We start from the raw sequence: 15,613 nt of genomic DNA, 5'->3' as shown, positions 1-15,613 counted from the left end.
GAGCGTTGGACCACCACGCCATGGGATGCCGAAACTCCAGTCCATAAAGCCGCAGCAGTATCCCATTGAAAGGTAATCGATTTCAATGCCCGACAACAGTTCGTATCTAGTCGTTCCCGTATTCGCATTGTGGCTCTTTGTTGTTGCAGCCCTCGGCGTCCTGGTTATTGTGCTGGTGACGATGGTGTTGCGGGCGCGCAAGGGCGGCAGGTTGGCCGCTGCGGAGGTTGACCCTGCTCGCGGCCCATTGCCGGAATTCGCGAAGAACGGGCAGTCGGCGGCCGCGGCACTGGTACAGTGGTCGCCCGAAACGCTGCGTCACATCCTGGCGACCGAACTTCCCGATGCCCAGGTGATCGTCGTCTCAAACCGCGAGCCGTATATCCACAACCGCGAGGGCGACGACATCCAACTGGTCGTACCCGCGAGCGGGCTCGTCTCGGCCCTGGAGCCGATCACGCGCGCCTGTGCGGGCACGTGGATCGCCTATGGCGGCGGTTCGGCCGACAAGCTGGTGGTCGACAAGAACGATCGGATCGAGGTGCCGCCGGACAATCCTTCCTACACGCTGCGCCGTGTCTGGCTGAGCGAGGAAGAACAGCAAGGCTATTATCTCGGCTTTGCCAATGAAGGACTCTGGCCGCTGTGCCATATCGCCTTCACCCGGCCGATATTCCGCGCCTCGGATTGGGAGGCCTACGAGGCGGTCAACCGCAAATTCGCCGACACCGTCATCGCGGAAGCCCGCAACGAGCGGCCGATCGTGCTGGTCCAGGATTATCATTTCGCGCTGCTGCCGCGAATGATCCGTGAGCGTCTGCCGGAGGCGATCATCATCACCTTCTGGCATATCCCGTGGCCGAATTCCGAAGTGTTCAGCATCTGCCCATGGCGCGAGAGGATTCTCGAGGGCCTGCTCGGCAGTTCGATCGTCGGTTTCCACACCCAGTTCCATTGCAACAACTTTATCGACAGCGTCGACCGTTTCCTGGAAAGCCGGATCGAGCGCGAGGATTCGGCCATTTCCTATGGTGGCCAGATCAGCCTGGTCCATGCCTATCCTATCTCAATCGAATGGCCGCCGGCGCAACTGGGCAAACTGCCTGACGTGGCGCAGTGCCGCCGGCAGGTTCAGGAGAAATTCGGCCTGGCCGAAGATGTCAAACTGTGCGTGGGCGTTGAACGTCTCGACTACACCAAAGGCATCCTCGATCGCTTCAATGCACTTGATGAACTGCTGACGCTTCATCCCGAATGGATCGGCAAGGTGGCGTTCCTGCAGATCGCCGCGCCCAGCCGGGGCACCTTGCCAGCCTATCAGCAACTCTACGAGGAGTGCCTGCGCCATGCCGGGGATCTCAACCGGCGCTATGGTCGCGACGGCTACACACCCATCCTGATGATAACGGAACATCACTCGCAGCAGCAGGTCTACGAAATCTACCGTGCCGCCGACGTTTGCATGGTCACCAGCCTGCATGACGGCATGAACCTGGTCGCCAAGGAGTTTGTCGCGGCGCGCGAGGACGAACAGGGCGTGCTGCTGCTCAGCATGTTCGCCGGCGCCTCCAAGGAGCTTCTGGACGCACTGATCGTCAATCCCTATGACGCGGCGATGATGGGCGATGCCTTGCTGCAGGCCTTGACCATGTCGCCGGAAGAGCAAAGCCAGCGCATGCGACGCATGCGCGAAATCGTGCGCGACAACAATGTCTATCGGTGGGCGGGCAGCATGCTTCTCGATGCGGCGCGCTTGCGCAAGCGCGACGCCGTCGATCGCGCCGTTGCCACCGCTCCAACGGCCCCAGGCAATGTGATATCGCTGCTCGATCGCAGACGCGTGGCGGCGCTATGATGTCGATCTCGCCGAACCTCGCCGTGCCTGTCGTTCCGCAAGGGCCATGGAGCCTGTTCCTCGATATCGATGGCACGCTTCTCGAACATGCCGCGCATCCCGATGCGGTGGTCGTCGGTGACGAATTGCGCACGCTGCTGGTGCGGCTCGAAGCGCAATTGGATGGAGCGCTGGCGTTCATCACGGGACGGTCGATCGCTGCCGTCGACCATCTCTTCCAGCCTCTCAGATTGCGCGCCGCGGGGCTTTATGGCCTCGAGCACAGGCTGGCGCGCGATGGTCCGGTCGAGGCGGCCGACGAACCGGCTGATATTGCCGCGCTCGCCAACGAAATCGCTACGGAACTGGACAATGCGGATGTCTATATCGAGCGCAAGGGACCAATCCTGGCCATTCATACGCGCGCGGCACCGCATCTGCTGCAGCGAGCGACCGAGTTGGTCGAACAGGCACTGGACAGATTGCCTGCGGGATATCGGATCCTGGCCGGAAATGCCGGTGTGGAACTGATGCCGCTGGAGGCGGCGAAGGGAGCGGCCATCCGGCGCTTCCTGCAAGTTCCGGCCTTCAGGGGACGGCGCCCGGTGTTCCTTGGGGACGATACATCCGACGAGAACGGGTTCGAGACCGTCAACGAATTGGACGGCATTTCGGTTCGCATAAAGCCGCAGGGATCGACAGCGGCGCCTTTTTCGCTGGCTGGCGTGGATGCGGCCCTGGCCTGGCTGAACGAGATGAGCAGACGCGAGACCGCGAAAGCGGCGACGCTTGCCGCAACGTCCAAATGAACCGGACTGCCCTAATTGCCGGTTCACGCGCATGGAAGAAGTTGCAATGACCCAACTGACCAGCCTCATCGAGGAAATCATGCCCGTCTGGCTCCGGCGGCAATCCAAGACGAACAGCCGAGATCGCCAGGCGACAGCTGAGCCGTTGCGTCCCGAAGATGCGGACGCAGTCTGGCGCAAGGCCGTCGAAAACGATCTGTTTGGAGCCAACACGCCGGATTATGCCGACACCGGGGAGAAGAAGCCTAACCGTCATTGACGGCTGTGCTCAGCCTTCCCCGAAAATCAGCGAAACATTACCGCCGGCATGGCGTTCGAGCCGGCCAGCGAGGTCGAGTTCCAGCAGAACCATGAAGACCTGGGCCGGGTGAAGACCGGTGTGGCGGATGATGTCGTCGACTGGCACCGGTGTCGGGCCTAGCGCTTCGATGACCTTGGCGCGGTCGCTCTCGCCGGGTGGCGGTGTGGCCGAAAAGTCGGGCGGGTCCTCGAATGGTGGCACGGCAGGCGCCCGCATGCCGGTCAGCGGCGCGATCGCCCTGGAAATGTCCGATGCCTCGGTGACCAGCGTGGCGCCGTCCTTGAGCAGGCCGTTGGTGCCTGCGGCGCGCGGATCGAGCGGGGAGCCGGGCACGGCAAAAACCAGCCGGCCCATTTCGCCGGCAAGCCTGGCGCTGATCAGCGAGCCCGAACGCTGGGCGGCCTCGACCACCACCAGCCCGAGGGCCGCGCCAGCGACAAGACGGTTGCGGCGTGGAAAATCCTGGGCGCGCGGCTGCCAGCCGAATGGCATTTCGGAGATGATGGCGCCACGCTCGGCGATTTCCGCGCACAGGCCGGCATTTTCGGGCGGGTAGGGAAGGTCGAGGCCTCCGGCCAGCACACCGACCGTGCCGGTTTGCAGGCTGCCCTGATGCGCCGCCGTGTCGATGCCGCGCGCCAACCCCGAGATAATGCCATAGCCGTCGCCGCCAAGCTCGGCCGCCAACATGCGCGCCATCTTGATGCCGGCAAGCGATGCGTTGCGGGCGCCGACGATGGCGACCCCAGGTAGCCGGAACACAGCGGCATTGCCCTTGACCGCCAGAAGGGGCGGAGGATTGTCCATGCTTCTCAGCAGCAGGGGATAGTCGGGCTCGCCGATGCCGACAAAACGCGCGCCTACCCGGCGGGCCGCCTCGAGTTCGGACTCGGCCTCGGCGATTGACGGAATGCGGGCGATCCGGCTGGCGCCGCCCGAAATCATCAGTTCCGGCAGGATTTCCAGCGCCACTTCGGCCGACCCGAAGCGGTTGATCAGGTCGCGAAAGGAGGCGGGGCCGACATTCTGGGTGCGGATCAGCCGCAGCCAGCTCAGCCGCTGCCGGTCGCTGAGGCGCGGCCCGGCGGCCGGCTCGCTCATCCCTTGGCTCCGATCTTGCCCTCGGTGCCGGCAAGCAGCCGCGAAATGTTCGCCCTGTGCTTGATAAAGACGATGATGCTCATCACCACGAACAGAACGGCAATCTGCGGTGCGCTCATAAAGTAGAGGGCTATCGGCACGACGACGGCCGCTGCAAGTGCCGCAAGCGACGAGTAACGGAACAGGAATGCCATCGCCAGCCAGATGACGGCGAAGATCAGCGCCACCTGCCAGGCAAGGCCGATCAGCACCCCGAGATAGGTCGCGACGCCCTTGCCGCCCTTGAAGCCAAGCCAGACCGGGAAGAGATGCCCGAGAAAGGCGCCGAGGCCGGCCCAGACCGCCGTTTCCGGCGCGAAATGGCCTGATATCACCACGGCGGCGGTGCCCTTCAGCGCATCGAGCAGCAAGGTCGCGGCGGCCAGGCCCTTGTTGCCGGTGCGCAGCACGTTGGTGGCGCCGATATTGCCGGAGCCGATCTTGCGCACATCACCAAGGCCGGCGGCGCGGGTCAGCAGCAGCCCGAAGGGAATCGAGCCTAAGAGGTAGCCGAATACCAGCGCCAGGATCAGGCCGTAAGTCATTGTTTCCCCCGCATTTCCCCCAACTAAACCCGATCGGGCGCGACGCCCGTTGCCGGTCTATGCCGAGAACACTGTGCGGCCCGCCACCAGCGTTTGCAAGACCTTGCCTTGCAGGCGCGCGCCTTCGAAGCAGGTGTTCTTCGAGCGCGAGCGGATGCCGCCTTCACTGACGATCCAGGGTTCGTCGAGATCGACGAGCGCGAGGTCGGCGACTGAGCCCGGCTTCAGCGCGCCGCCGGGCAGTCCGAACAGCCTTGCCGGCGCGGTGGACAGCGCTTCGACCAGCCGCAGCAAGGGCACGTCGCCATTGTGGTAGAGCCGCAAGGCGGCACCCAGCAGCGTCTCCAGCCCGATCGCGCCGGCCGCGGCATCGGCGAAGGGCAGGCGCTTGGTGTCGACATCCTGCGGATCGTGCGAGGAGACGATGATGTCGACCGTGCCGTCCCTGACCGCCTCGATCATCGCCAGCCGGTCTTCCTCGGCGCGCAATGGCGGCGTCAGGCGGAAGAAGGTGCGGTACTCACCGACATCGTTTTCATTGAGCGACAGGTTGTGGATCGACACGCCTGATGTCACATCAGCTCCATCGGCTTTGGCGCGCGTCACGGCGTGTGCGGCCATCGCCGTCGAAATCTTGGCCGCGTGATAGGAGCCGCGCGTCAGTCGCGCCAAAGCCAGATCGCGCTCGAGCGGGATCGATTCGGCTTCACGCGGAATGCCGGAAAGGCCGAGCCAACTGGCGTAGAGACCTTCATTCATCACGCCGGACGAACCGAGATCTGCATCCTGCGTCTCGTGCACGATGGTGGCGCCGAAATCGCGGGCATAGGTGAGCGCCCGGCGCATCACCAGCGAACTGGCGATGGTGTGGCGGCCATCGGTGAAGGCGACGGCGCCGGCCTCGCGCAGCAGGCCGAACTCGGTCATCTCGCGGCCGTCGAGCCCCTTGGTGATCGCCGCCGCCGGGAAGATGTTGACGATCGCCGTGTCCTTGGCGGTGCGCAGCACGAACTCGACCAGCGCGACATTGTCGATCACCGGATCGGTGTCAGGCATCATGACGACGGAAGTCACGCCGCCGGCGGCTGCGGCGACGCTTGCCGAGGCGATGGTTTCGCGATGTTCGCCGCCCGGCTCGCCGATAAAGACGCGGCCATCGATCAGTCCGGGAATGATCGCCTTGCCGGCGCAATCGATTGTCGTGGCGCCATCGGGCGCGCCCTGGTTCAACGCCGCTTTGCCGGCGGCAACGATCTTGCGGCCCTCGACGATGACGGAGCCGACTTCGTCGAGGCCGCGCGAGGGGTCGACGATGCGGGCGCGTTCAAAGACTGTCGTGCTCATGCGCCGCGACCCTCTTGATTGCGGCCCTCTTGGTTGCGACGGGGGTCGAGCAGTGCTTCCATCACCGCCATGCGCACGGCGACGCCCATCTCCACCTGCTCCTGGATCACGCTTTGCGGGCCGTCGGCTATTTCCGAGGCGATTTCGACGCCGCGGTTCATCGGGCCGGGATGCATCACCAGCGCGTCGTCCTTGGCTGCCTTCAGCTTTTCGGCGTCGAGGCCGAAATAGCGGAAATATTCGCGCACCGAAGGCACGAAGGCGCCTTCCATGCGCTCGCGCTGCAGGCGCAGCATCATCACCACGTCGGCGTCCTTGAGGCCTTCGGCCATCGAGCGCGTGACGATAACGCCCATCTTCTCGATGCCGGACGGCAGCAGCGTCGAAGGCGCCACCACGCGCACCTGCGCGCCAAGCGCGTTGAGCAGCATGATGTTGGAGCGCGCCACGCGCGAATGCAGGATGTCACCGCAGATCGCCACGATCAATTTCGACAGCGGCCCCTTGGCGCGGCGGATGGTCAGCGCATCGAGCAGCGCCTGGGTCGGGTGTTCATGCGCGCCGTCGCCGGCATTGACCACCGAACAGCCGACCTTCTGCGCCAGCAGGGCGGCGGCACCCGCCGACTGATGGCGGATGATCAAGATATCGGGCCGCATGGCATTCAGCGTCATCGCCGTGTCGATGAGCGTTTCGCCCTTCTTCACCGAAGAACTCGCCACCGACATGTTCATGACATCGGCGCCGAGCCGCTTTCCAGCCAGCTCGAACGAGGACTGCGTGCGGGTCGAGGCCTCGTAGAAGAGATTGATCTGGGTGCGGCCGCGCAGCGTCGAGGTCTTTTTCTCGGACTGCCGCGAAATCGCGACGGCCCGATCAGCCCGGTCGAGCAACAGCTCGATGTCGGCGGGCGAAAGATCGCTGATGCCTAGAAGATGGCGGTGAGGGTAGAGTGGCAGGGACGAAGCGTCGGTCATCTCAAGGCGCTGCTATAGGGTGCGGATTTTGCGCCCGCAAGCACCAGCTTTGGATTGGCGCCTTTCTCCCCGGTATTTTCGTCGCGCACGCGCCAACGCTTGGCTATATCTAGCCGGTGGCCCCGGATTCGAGGCTTTCCGACGATAGGGACGAATTGTGACCGACGACGTGACGAACCAGCCGCCGCCGCTGACGGGCGGCAACGCCTGGCGAGGCGATCCGTTGCTGATCCAGCTTGCCGAGCGCTTTTCCGACCCGGTGCGCAAGGACCTCGACGGTCTCGGCCGTTTCGTCCTGACGCAGGAGGCGCAGGAGCTGGCGCGCCTGGCCAATGTCGAGACGCCGAAGCTCAGGACCCATGACCGCCAGGGACGGCGCATCGATCTCGTCGAGTTCCACCCCGCCTACCACGCCTTGATGCGCCGCTCGGTGGCGAACGGGTTGCATTCCTCGGTCTGGGAAAATGGCGACGCGGAGATCGGCCGCCGCCACCAGGTGCGCGCCGCCCGTTTCTACCTGACCGCCGAACTCGAGACCGGGCATCTCTGCCCCATCACCATGACCAGCGCCTCGCTGGCGGCGTTGATGGCCAGCCCAAAGCTGTTTCGCGAATGGGCGCCGCGCGTGACGACGCGCAAATACGACCAGAGCCAGAAGCCGCCGGTCGAGAAGACCGGGCTGACGCTCGGCATGGGCATGACCGAAAAACAGGGCGGCACGGATGTGCGCGCCAATGTGACGAGGGCCGAGCGCGCCGGCAGCGGCTTCTATCGCCTGACCGGCCACAAATGGTTCATGTCGGCACCGATGTCGGACGCCTTCCTGGTGCTGGCGCAGGCGCCGGAGGGATTGTCGTGCTTCCTCGTGCCGCGCGTTCTCGGCGACGGGTCGGGCAACGGCTTCCGATTCCAGCGGCTGAAGGACAAGCTCGGCAACCGCTCCAACGCCTCTTCCGAGGTCGAGTTCGTCAACGCCATCGGCGAGATGGTCGGCGAGCCCGGCGCCGGCGTGAAGACGATCATGGACATGGTGACCTTGACCCGGCTCGATTGCGCCGTGGCGTCCTCGGCGATCATGCGGGCAGGGCTGGCGGAAGCGGTTCATCATGCCCGCCATCGCCAGGTGTTCGGCTCCACCTTGATCGAACAGCCGCTGATGCAGCGCGTGCTGGCCGACATGGCGCTGGATGTTGCGGCCGCAACCGCTCTGTCGTTCCGGCTGGCGCGCTCGTTCGACGAGGCGGCGAGCGATCGCGGCGAAGCGGCGTTTGCCCGCGCCATGACACCGGTCGTCAAATACTGGGTGTGCAAGATCGCGCCGCCGCTGCTCTATGAGGCGATGGAGTGTCTCGGCGGCAATGGCTATGTCGAGGAGGCGCCGCTCGCCCGCTATTATCGCGAAGCGCCTGTCAACGCGATCTGGGAAGGGTCGGGCAATGTCATGGCGCTCGACGTGCTGCGCGTGCTCGGGCGCGCGCCCGGCCTGTTCGAAGAGGTGCTGGCCGGCATCGACCGCGACCTCGGCGCCGGCGGGCGGGGCACGATCGGCGTTCTGAAGGCGGCGATGCAGGTGGCTTCGACCGACGAGGGCTCGGCACGGCTGCTGACCGAACAGCTGGCGTTGTCGGCCGCCGCGGCGGAGCTGCGCCGGCTGGGGGCAGGGCGGATTGCCGATGCCTTCGTCGAGACCCGCCTGGCCGGCCAGTGGCGCAACACCTACGGCATGATCGATTCGCGCCATGACGCGCGCATGATCATCGACACGCTCTACCCGCCGGTGACCTGAGCCGAGAGCGGCCGCATCGCCCGATTCTTCGATGAGTTGAGCGCATCTGAGAGCAGTGGGTGCGTCCTGTGGATCGCCGTTAACCTTAACAAATGGTTTCCATTGCGGCGGCGGGCGGCAAAGCCCACTGTCATTCCTGCCGAAGCAGGAACCACGATGCGACACGTACTGACCTCCTTTCTGTCTGTGCACTGGGCGATCGTCTTCGCCCTGCTGGCGCTGATCTGCATCGATGGAGACCGCGGTGTGACGGCAGCCCTCGGCGTGCTTGGAGTGACCGTCGAGAGCGCCCGGTTCGTCGATCTGCAGAACGTCGTCGTGGTCGCGCCGCTGGCGATCGCCTTGCTGGTCGTGGCGGTGCTGTTCTTCTGGGCCTTTGTCGATACGTTGATCAACGATCCGGCCAGCCCGGGCGCCGACAGCGTCGTTCGCATCGCCTTCATTTCCGCGTCCGGCGTCCTGTCGATGATCCTGATCGGTGGCGCCGCGCAAGGCATCAACGGGCTGTTCATGGTCGTTGCGGTGCAATTGGCGGCGCTTCTGGCCTCCTATGTCGCGATGCTCGCCGAGCGGCGCTCCGCGGCCGCGTCTGATGACGCTGATTTTCGCGCCACGGCGCACGGCATGGCGAAGGCAGCGGCGCATAATTCGCTGCTTTCCCTTATATCGGGCCGGACCGGGCCGAACGGGAAGGGAGGCCGCTGATGCGCTATATCTTCGCATTGTGGGCGGCCCCGATGGCGCTGTTCTGGGGCTGGTTCTACCTGTCGCTCAACGACATGAATTTCGGCTATGTGATGCTGACCCGGCAGCTGCACGATTTCGTATTCCAGCTCTATGGCCAGATGCTCGGCATCGATCCGGCCATCATCCCGGGGATGGTGGCGAAGGCCTGCATCTTCGACGGTTTTCTGCTGATGGCGATATGGGCTTTTCGCCGTCGCCGCGAAATTCTGGACTGGGTCAGGCGGCGTCGGTCGGGCCCGGTCCCGCTTGACCGCCCAATTCCCTTCGATCGCCTGAATCGAGCGACTGAAGCCGGTCCAAGACTCCCTGCAGAATAAAGGCCGCGGCCGCCGAATCGATCTTGCCGGCACGTTTGGCGCGCGAGAAATCCATTTCGATCAGCGTCCGCTCCGCCGCCACAGTCGACAGCCGTTCGTCCCAGAACACGAAGGGCAGGTCACTCAGCTGCGCCATGTTGCGCACGAAGGCGCGCGATTTCTGCGCACGCGGACCTTCCGACCCATCCATGTTGATCGGCAGTCCGATCGCCACCGCGCCGACATTCTCCTTCTTCAGCAAGGCCAGAAGCACGGCGGCATCGAGCGAGAATTTCTTCCGCATGATGACCGGGCGCGGGTGAGCGAAGGCGAATCCCCGGTCGGAAACCGCGACGCCGATCGTCTTGTCGCCGAGATCGAGCCCCGCCAGCGTCCTGCCGTCGGCGAGCCATGCCGGCAATTGCTCAATCGTGATGATAGCCAACGGTTTTTCCTTGTCTTTTTCAGCAGCATGCGTCCTTCCGGATGCGCGGCGGACACTATACCCTTTGATATCGGGGTCATCGGCGTTTTAACCTCTGGCCCGGCAATAATCGAGGAATGCATTTCATGAAACTGACCTGGTACGGCCATTCGGCCTTCCGTATCGAAACCGGCGACGCCAAGATCCTCATCGACCCCTATCTGATCGGCAACCCGTCCTGGACGGGCGGCTGGGAAGGGCCGGCGGAAGGGATCACGCATGTCCTGCTGACGCATGGACACAGCGACCACATCAGCGGCGCGCTGGAAGTGCTCGGCAAGAGCGGCGCGCAGCTGGTCGCCAATTTCGAGATCTGCATGTATCTGGTCGGCAAGGGCGCCGACGGCAGCAAGATCAATCCCGGCAATATCGGTGGCACGGTCGATTGCGGCGGCTTCACCACCACTTTCGTCCAGGCGCTGCACTCTTCCTCGTTTGGCGAAGACGGCGGCAAGAACGTCTATCTCGGCAATCCGGGCGGGCTGGTCCTGCATTTCCCGGAAGACCCGACGCTCTACCATATGGGCGATACCGACATCTTTTCCGACATGGCGCTGATCAACGAATTGCATGAGCCGAAGATCGGCATCGTGCCGATCGGGGATCGTTTCACCATGGGCGGCGCGGTGGCGGCTCTTGCCTGTCGGCGCTTCTTCAAGTTCGACACGGTCGTCCCTTGCCATTTCGGCACGTTTCCGATGATCGATCCGACGTCCGAGAAATTCGAGGCCGGCCTCGAAGGGTCCGGTGTGAAGGTCGCGTTGCCGAAAATCGGTGAAACGATTACGATCTAGAAACAGCCAAAGCGGAACAAATCCATGGCGTTGGGGCGATCTCTTTGTGTATCGATGTTTGTCGCGGCATCGCCCGCGCTCGCCGCGGATGACTTCATCGAAGGCGTCTACCTGCAGTCCGAGGAGCTTTGCACGCAGGCCAGGAAGGACACGCTGCAGACGCTGATCGATGCCGGCAACGTCGTGCTTTCCGTGCATGGCCTGCAGGGCGTTGAATATAATTGCGAATTCGTGCAGGTCAGCAAGGCGACACGCTCGCCGAGCTGGGCGGTGACGGCCATCTGCCAGGAACCGGGCTATGTCTTTCCCGATGTCCTGTCGGTGACGCGGATCAGCCCGACGCAGATCGATCTCGTATCGGTCCGGCCGATCGATGACGAAAGCGAAGCGAGCGGCAACAGCGGCAGCTATTATCTGTGCGAGGGCGTTGCCTTGCCATAGACCTGTCCTTGGACCGATGGCCGAGACCAGGCCGCCATCACGCCTGGTCTCTCGCATGATGCATGTTGCGCCGCGCGCGCGGCGCCGCTATAGCCCGGACTGGTTTTCCCCGAGGCAAATCTATGTCCGTTGATCTTCAGACTGTGAAGCGCGTCGCGCGTCTCGCCCGCATTGCGGTGAGCGAGGAAGATGCCGAACGCATGACCGGCGAACTGAACGCCATTCTGGGCTTCGTCGAGCAGCTGAACCAAGTCGATGTTTCCGGCGTCGAGCCGATGACCTCGGTGACGCCGATGGAGATGAAGAAGCGCCAGGACGTCGTCACCGACGGCAGCAAGGCGACCGACATCGTCGCCAATGCGCCTGCGACCGAAGAGAATTTCTTCCTCGTGCCGAAGGTCGTGGAGTAGGGCGCCGATGGCAATCGAGATCGCCATCGAGACACCGTTGCAGGACGATGTGCGCGGCCTGGTCAAGGAACTCAACGAGACCTTGCTCGAATTGACGCCGCCGGAGCACTGCTATCATCTGACCGTCGAGCAGATGGCCGGCCAAGACACGACCGTTTTCATCGCCCGCGACAATGGCATCGCCATCGGTTGTGGCGCGCTGAAGCGCCATGGCGGTGCCATTGGCGAGGTCAAGCGCATGTATACGCGGCCTTCGCATCGCGGCCAGAAAATCGGCGCCAGCATCGTTGAGCGCGTCGAGGCACTGGCGCGGCGGGAAGGGCTGAAGCGGCTGGTGCTCGAGACGGGCGACCGCCACCCCGCCGCCTGGACCGTCTACGAACGTGCCGGGTTTTCGCGCTGCGGCCCGGTGCTGGATTATCCCGATTCCAAGTGGTCGGTGTTTTACGAAAAGAGCCTTTGATGAGCGACCTGACCAGACTGACGATTTCGCAGGCCCGCGCCAAGCTGCGTGGCAAGGAAATCACCGCGACCGAGATCACCGAGGCCTATCTCTCGGCGATCGATCGCGCCAATCCGGCGCTCAATGCCTATGTCGCGGTGACCGGCGACAGGGCGCGCGACATGGCCAAGGCGTCCGACGCCAGGCTGGTCAAGGGCGAGGGCGGTGCGCTGGAAGGCATTCCGCTGGGCATCAAGGATTTGTTCGGCACCGAAGGTGTCCATACCCAGGCCTGCAGCCATGTGCTCGACGGCTTCAAGCCACGTTACGAATCGACCGTCACCGCCAATCTGTGGGCGGATGGCGCGGTCATGCTCGGCAAGCTCAACATGGATGAGTTCGCCATGGGCTCGTCCAACGAGACGTCCTATTATGGCCCGGTCATCAACCCGTGGCGGCGTTCGCGGCTCGACACGGTGGTGATGCCAACGACGCATCAGGGCGATGGCGGCTTCGTGACGGCCGGCGGTACGAAAACCCAGCGCACCCTGGACAATGCGCAGTTGGTGCCAGGCGGCTCTTCCGGCGGCTCGGCGACCGCCGTCTCGGCGTTCCTGTGCGCCGGCGCGACGGCGACCGATACGGGCGGCTCGATCCGCCAGCCGGCCGCCTTCACCGGCACCGTCGGCATCAAGCCGACCTATGGCCGCTGCTCGCGCTGGGGCATCGTCGCCTTCGCCTCGTCGCTCGACCAGGCCGGCCCGATCGCGCGCGACGTGCGCGACGCCGCGATCCTGCTCAGGTCGATGGCCTCGGTCGATCCGAAGGACACCACTTCCGTCGACCGGCCGGTGCCGGACTACGAGGCTGCGATCGGCAAGCCGATCAAGGGCATGAAGGTCGGCATTCCCAAGGAATACCGCGTCGACGGCATGCCGGAAGAGATCGAGGCGCTGTGGCAGAAGGGCATTGCCTGGCTCAGGGATGCCGGCGCCGAGATCGTCGACATTTCCCTGCCGCATACGAAATACGCGCTGCCGGCCTACTACATCGTGGCGCCCGCCGAGGCTTCGTCCAACCTGGCGCGCTATGACGGCGTCCGCTACGGCCTGCGCGTGCCGGGCAAGGACATTGTCGAGATGTATGAAAAGACCCGCGCCGCCGGTTTCGGCCGCGAGGTCAAGCGCCGAATCATGATCGGCACCTATGTGCTGTCGGCAGGCTATTACGACGCCTACTACCTGCAGGCGCAGAAGGTGCGCAATTTGATCAAGCGCGACTTCGAAAATGTGTTCGCCGCCGGCGTCGATGTCATCCTGACCCCGGCGACGCCGTCCGCCGCCTTCGGCATCGCGGATGAGGACATGGCCGCCGATCCGGTGAAAATGTACCTCAACGACATTTTCACGGTCACCGTGAACATGGCCGGCCTGCCGGGCATCGCCGTGCCTGCCGGCCTCGACCCCAAGGGGCTGCCGCTCGGGCTGCAGCTCATCGGCCGGCCGTTCGAGGAAGAGACGCTGTTCCAGACTGCCGCCGTCATCGAGCAGGCGGCTGGCACATTTCAGCCTGAGAAGTGGTGGTAAGGGTATCGATCATCTGAAGGGGTGCGATGTTCTTTCTTCTTTCCAAGGTCTTCTGGTTCTTTATCCAGCCGCTCAACCTGACGATTTTCCTGCTTCTGGCCGGGTTGATCGCCGGCCTGATCGGCCGGCGGCGGCTGGCCGTCACCGGCAGTGTCCTGGCGTTTCTGATCCTGGCGCTCTCAACCTGGACGTCGCTTGGCGCTATGATGCTCAACCCGCTCGAGGAGCGCTTTGCGCGCCCGCCGCTGCCGCAAAAGGTTGACGGCATCGTCGTGCTCGGCGGCGGCTTCGAGGGCGCCATCAACTTCGCGCGTGGCGGTTATGAACTGAGCAGCAGCGGCGATCGCATGGTCGAGACCGCAATCCTCGCCCGGCGCTTCCCGCAGGCCAAGGTGGTTGTATCAGGCGGTCACGGCGCGTTTTTCATCGACGCCGAGGGGGACGCCGACACCGCGTCCCGCCTGCTCGTTCCGCTCGGTGTATCGGCCGATCGTCTTGTCCTGGAGGACAAGTCCCGCAACACCTATGAAAATGCCGTCTTCAGCCGCAAACTTGTCGACCCGAAGCCGGGCGAGACCTGGCTGCTGGTGACCTCCGCCTTCCATATGCCGCGGGCCAAGGCGCTGTTCGACAAGGCTGGTTTTCCAACCATCCCATGGCCGGTCGATTATCACACCTCCGGCAAGGAAGGTGTCGGCTTGTTTCGCGACAATGCGATTGATTCCGTGCAGAACACCACCATAGCGCTCCGCGAATGGATCGGGCTTTTCGCCTATTGGCTTTCCGGCCGCATCGATCAGCCTTTCCCAGGACCGGGCGGCTGACCGATGACGGCGCGCCGCGCCGCCGAGAAGAACTGGCGTCGCACCAGCACGGCCAGCAGCAGAAGCGTCGACAGCACGAACACCACCGGATCGACGAACCAGCCGAGATAGCCGATCGAGAAGAACACGCCGCGCAGGCCCGAGTTGAAATGCTTGCCGGCCAGCATGTTCATCTGCGCCGCGCGCCACACCGCGGTTTCCGTGACCGGATTGCGCGAGGCTTCGCCATGCGGGATCGGCACCGCGCCGATCAGGATCGAGCAATAATTGAACAGCCGGTAGGCCCAGCCGAATTTGAAGAAGGAGAAGGCGAGGATCAGCACCAGTCCCAGCACCTTGATCTGAAAGGCCGGGCGCGATGGCGCGCCGCCGAGCGGCAGGTTGCTCAGCACTTCCAGCACCCGGTCGGACGCGCCGAGCAAGGCAAAGCAGCCGCCGAGCGCGATCAGCGAACTTGAGGCGAAAAAGGCGGTTCCTTGCTGCAGACCGCTCATGATGGCGGTGTCGACGATGCGGATTTCGCGCTCGGCCATGGTGCGCATCCAGGCCTCGCGCTGTGCATTCATCGCCGTCGTCAGCGACATGCGGCTGACCAGCTTGCCGTCCGAGGCGAGCGTGTGCAGCAGCCACGCGATCAGGAAGAAGGCCAGCGCCCCGAAATCAGCCATCGAAAGATAGAAGGAATCGCCCATGGGCTGAATTTATCACATCCAGCGTGGTTGCTTCGATGCCGGCTCCCGCGATCGGCAGCAATGTCGCTGCCGGAGCAAACAAGGTCGGCAGGTGCTGCGCCGCGACCGTCAAAAGAGCGGAAACATTCCTTGGAATTCCTATATGTAGGATCCTCGACGCG

Annotated in this window: 18 protein-coding genes; 12 read left to right on the top strand and 6 right to left on the bottom strand. The window is 64.0% G+C overall.

The window, feature by feature from the left end:
* Nucleotides 1–85 precede the first annotated feature (85 nt).
* From FJV80_RS15095 to FJV80_RS15085, 3 genes are read left to right on the top strand one after another with little or no spacing between them, the layout of a single operon-like run.
* Nucleotides 86–1,855, top strand: a complete 1,770-nt coding sequence (locus FJV80_RS15095; RefSeq protein WP_095788834.1) for a trehalose-6-phosphate synthase — start codon at nucleotides 86–88, stop codon at nucleotides 1,853–1,855.
* A complete protein-coding gene (gene otsB, locus FJV80_RS15090; protein ID WP_095788833.1) occupies nucleotides 1,852–2,643 on the top strand; it encodes a trehalose-phosphatase in 792 nt (263 codons plus the stop codon). The genes FJV80_RS15095 and otsB overlap by 4 nt, the downstream gene beginning before the upstream one ends.
* A 46-nt stretch (nucleotides 2,644–2,689) precedes the next feature.
* Complete coding sequence (locus FJV80_RS15085; RefSeq protein ID WP_095788862.1) at nucleotides 2,690–2,902, top strand: hypothetical protein; 213 nt, start codon at nucleotides 2,690–2,692, stop codon at nucleotides 2,900–2,902.
* Nucleotides 2,903–2,911: 9 nt separating this feature from the next.
* On the opposite strand, the gene dprA is transcribed toward FJV80_RS15085, so the two are convergent.
* Genes dprA through FJV80_RS15065 form a run of 4 tightly spaced genes read right to left on the bottom strand, consistent with a single transcriptional unit; the run spans nucleotide 2,912 to nucleotide 6,950 of the window.
* Nucleotides 2,912–4,045, bottom strand: a complete 1,134-nt coding sequence (dprA, locus tag FJV80_RS15080) for a DNA-processing protein DprA (protein WP_142876796.1) — start codon at nucleotides 4,043–4,045, stop codon at nucleotides 2,912–2,914.
* Nucleotides 4,042–4,629, bottom strand: a complete 588-nt coding sequence (gene plsY / locus FJV80_RS15075) for a glycerol-3-phosphate 1-O-acyltransferase PlsY (protein ID WP_095774308.1) — start codon at nucleotides 4,627–4,629, stop codon at nucleotides 4,042–4,044. The genes dprA and plsY overlap by 4 nt, the downstream gene beginning before the upstream one ends.
* Nucleotides 4,630–4,686: 57 nt before the next feature.
* On the bottom strand, nucleotides 4,687–5,973 hold the full coding sequence (locus FJV80_RS15070; RefSeq protein ID WP_142876795.1) for a dihydroorotase: 1,287 nt from the start codon (nucleotides 5,971–5,973) through the stop codon (nucleotides 4,687–4,689).
* Nucleotides 5,970–6,950: an aspartate carbamoyltransferase catalytic subunit gene (locus tag FJV80_RS15065; RefSeq protein WP_019858236.1), complete on the bottom strand. Its 981-nt coding sequence runs from the start codon at nucleotides 6,948–6,950 to the stop codon at nucleotides 5,970–5,972. Before FJV80_RS15065 ends, FJV80_RS15070 begins: the two co-directional genes overlap by 4 nt.
* Before the next feature lie 157 nt (nucleotides 6,951–7,107).
* On the opposite strand from FJV80_RS15065, the gene FJV80_RS15060 reads away from it, so the two are divergent.
* The 3 genes from FJV80_RS15060 to FJV80_RS15050 all read left to right on the top strand — a co-directional run bounded on the left by FJV80_RS15060 (nucleotide 7,108) and on the right by FJV80_RS15050 (nucleotide 9,800).
* Nucleotides 7,108–8,736, top strand: a complete 1,629-nt coding sequence (locus FJV80_RS15060) for a DNA alkylation response protein (protein WP_095774310.1) — start codon at nucleotides 7,108–7,110, stop codon at nucleotides 8,734–8,736.
* 156 nt (nucleotides 8,737–8,892) lie between these two features.
* Nucleotides 8,893–9,441, top strand: a complete 549-nt coding sequence (locus FJV80_RS15055; protein ID WP_095774311.1) for a hypothetical protein — start codon at nucleotides 8,893–8,895, stop codon at nucleotides 9,439–9,441.
* The gene (locus FJV80_RS15050; RefSeq protein ID WP_095774312.1) at nucleotides 9,441–9,800 is read left to right on the top strand and encodes a DUF6105 family protein; all 360 of its coding nucleotides are present in this window, start codon (nucleotides 9,441–9,443) and stop codon (nucleotides 9,798–9,800) included. The genes FJV80_RS15055 and FJV80_RS15050 overlap by 1 nt, the downstream gene beginning before the upstream one ends.
* On the opposite strand, the gene ruvX is transcribed toward FJV80_RS15050, so the two are convergent.
* Nucleotides 9,700–10,224: a Holliday junction resolvase RuvX gene (gene ruvX / locus FJV80_RS15045; RefSeq protein WP_095774313.1), complete on the bottom strand. Its 525-nt coding sequence runs from the start codon at nucleotides 10,222–10,224 to the stop codon at nucleotides 9,700–9,702. The two genes, FJV80_RS15050 and ruvX, sit on opposite strands and share 101 nt — an antisense overlap.
* A gap of 125 nt (nucleotides 10,225–10,349) precedes the next feature.
* On the opposite strand from ruvX, the gene FJV80_RS15040 reads away from it, so the two are divergent.
* The 6 genes from FJV80_RS15040 (at nucleotide 10,350) to FJV80_RS15015 (ending at nucleotide 14,760) form a co-directional block, all read left to right on the top strand.
* Nucleotides 10,350–11,057 carry a metal-dependent hydrolase gene (locus tag FJV80_RS15040; protein WP_142876794.1) on the top strand — a complete coding sequence of 236 codons (708 nt, stop codon included), beginning with the start codon at nucleotides 10,350–10,352 and terminating at the stop codon, nucleotides 11,055–11,057.
* Nucleotides 11,058–11,081: 24 nt separating this feature from the next.
* Nucleotides 11,082–11,498 (top strand): hypothetical protein, encoded by a 417-nt coding sequence (locus tag FJV80_RS15035; RefSeq protein WP_095774314.1) that lies wholly within the window; start codon nucleotides 11,082–11,084, stop codon nucleotides 11,496–11,498.
* Nucleotides 11,499–11,620: 122 nt separating this feature from the next.
* Nucleotides 11,621–11,908 (top strand): Asp-tRNA(Asn)/Glu-tRNA(Gln) amidotransferase subunit GatC, encoded by a 288-nt coding sequence (gene gatC / locus FJV80_RS15030; RefSeq protein ID WP_095774315.1) that lies wholly within the window; start codon nucleotides 11,621–11,623, stop codon nucleotides 11,906–11,908.
* A gap of 7 nt (nucleotides 11,909–11,915) precedes the next feature.
* Complete coding sequence (locus FJV80_RS15025; RefSeq protein ID WP_142876793.1) at nucleotides 11,916–12,371, top strand: GNAT family N-acetyltransferase; 456 nt, start codon at nucleotides 11,916–11,918, stop codon at nucleotides 12,369–12,371.
* Entirely contained in the window at nucleotides 12,371–13,936 is a 1,566-nt protein-coding gene (locus FJV80_RS15020; RefSeq protein ID WP_095793009.1) for an amidase family protein, read from the top strand. The genes FJV80_RS15025 and FJV80_RS15020 overlap by 1 nt, the downstream gene beginning before the upstream one ends.
* A gap of 26 nt (nucleotides 13,937–13,962) precedes the next feature.
* Nucleotides 13,963–14,760 (top strand): YdcF family protein, encoded by a 798-nt coding sequence (locus FJV80_RS15015; protein ID WP_142876792.1) that lies wholly within the window; start codon nucleotides 13,963–13,965, stop codon nucleotides 14,758–14,760.
* Here the strand turns inward: FJV80_RS15015 and FJV80_RS15010 are convergent.
* Nucleotides 14,733–15,452: a DUF599 domain-containing protein gene (locus FJV80_RS15010; RefSeq protein WP_095774319.1), complete on the bottom strand. Its 720-nt coding sequence runs from the start codon at nucleotides 15,450–15,452 to the stop codon at nucleotides 14,733–14,735. The genes FJV80_RS15015 and FJV80_RS15010 overlap by 28 nt on opposite strands.
* Nucleotides 15,453–15,613 lie beyond the last annotated feature (161 nt).

The organism is Mesorhizobium sp. WSM4310 (assembly GCF_007003935.1).
Lineage (GTDB): Bacteria > Pseudomonadota > Alphaproteobacteria > Rhizobiales > Rhizobiaceae > Mesorhizobium.
This window is presented reverse-complemented; position numbering and strand designations above follow the sequence as displayed.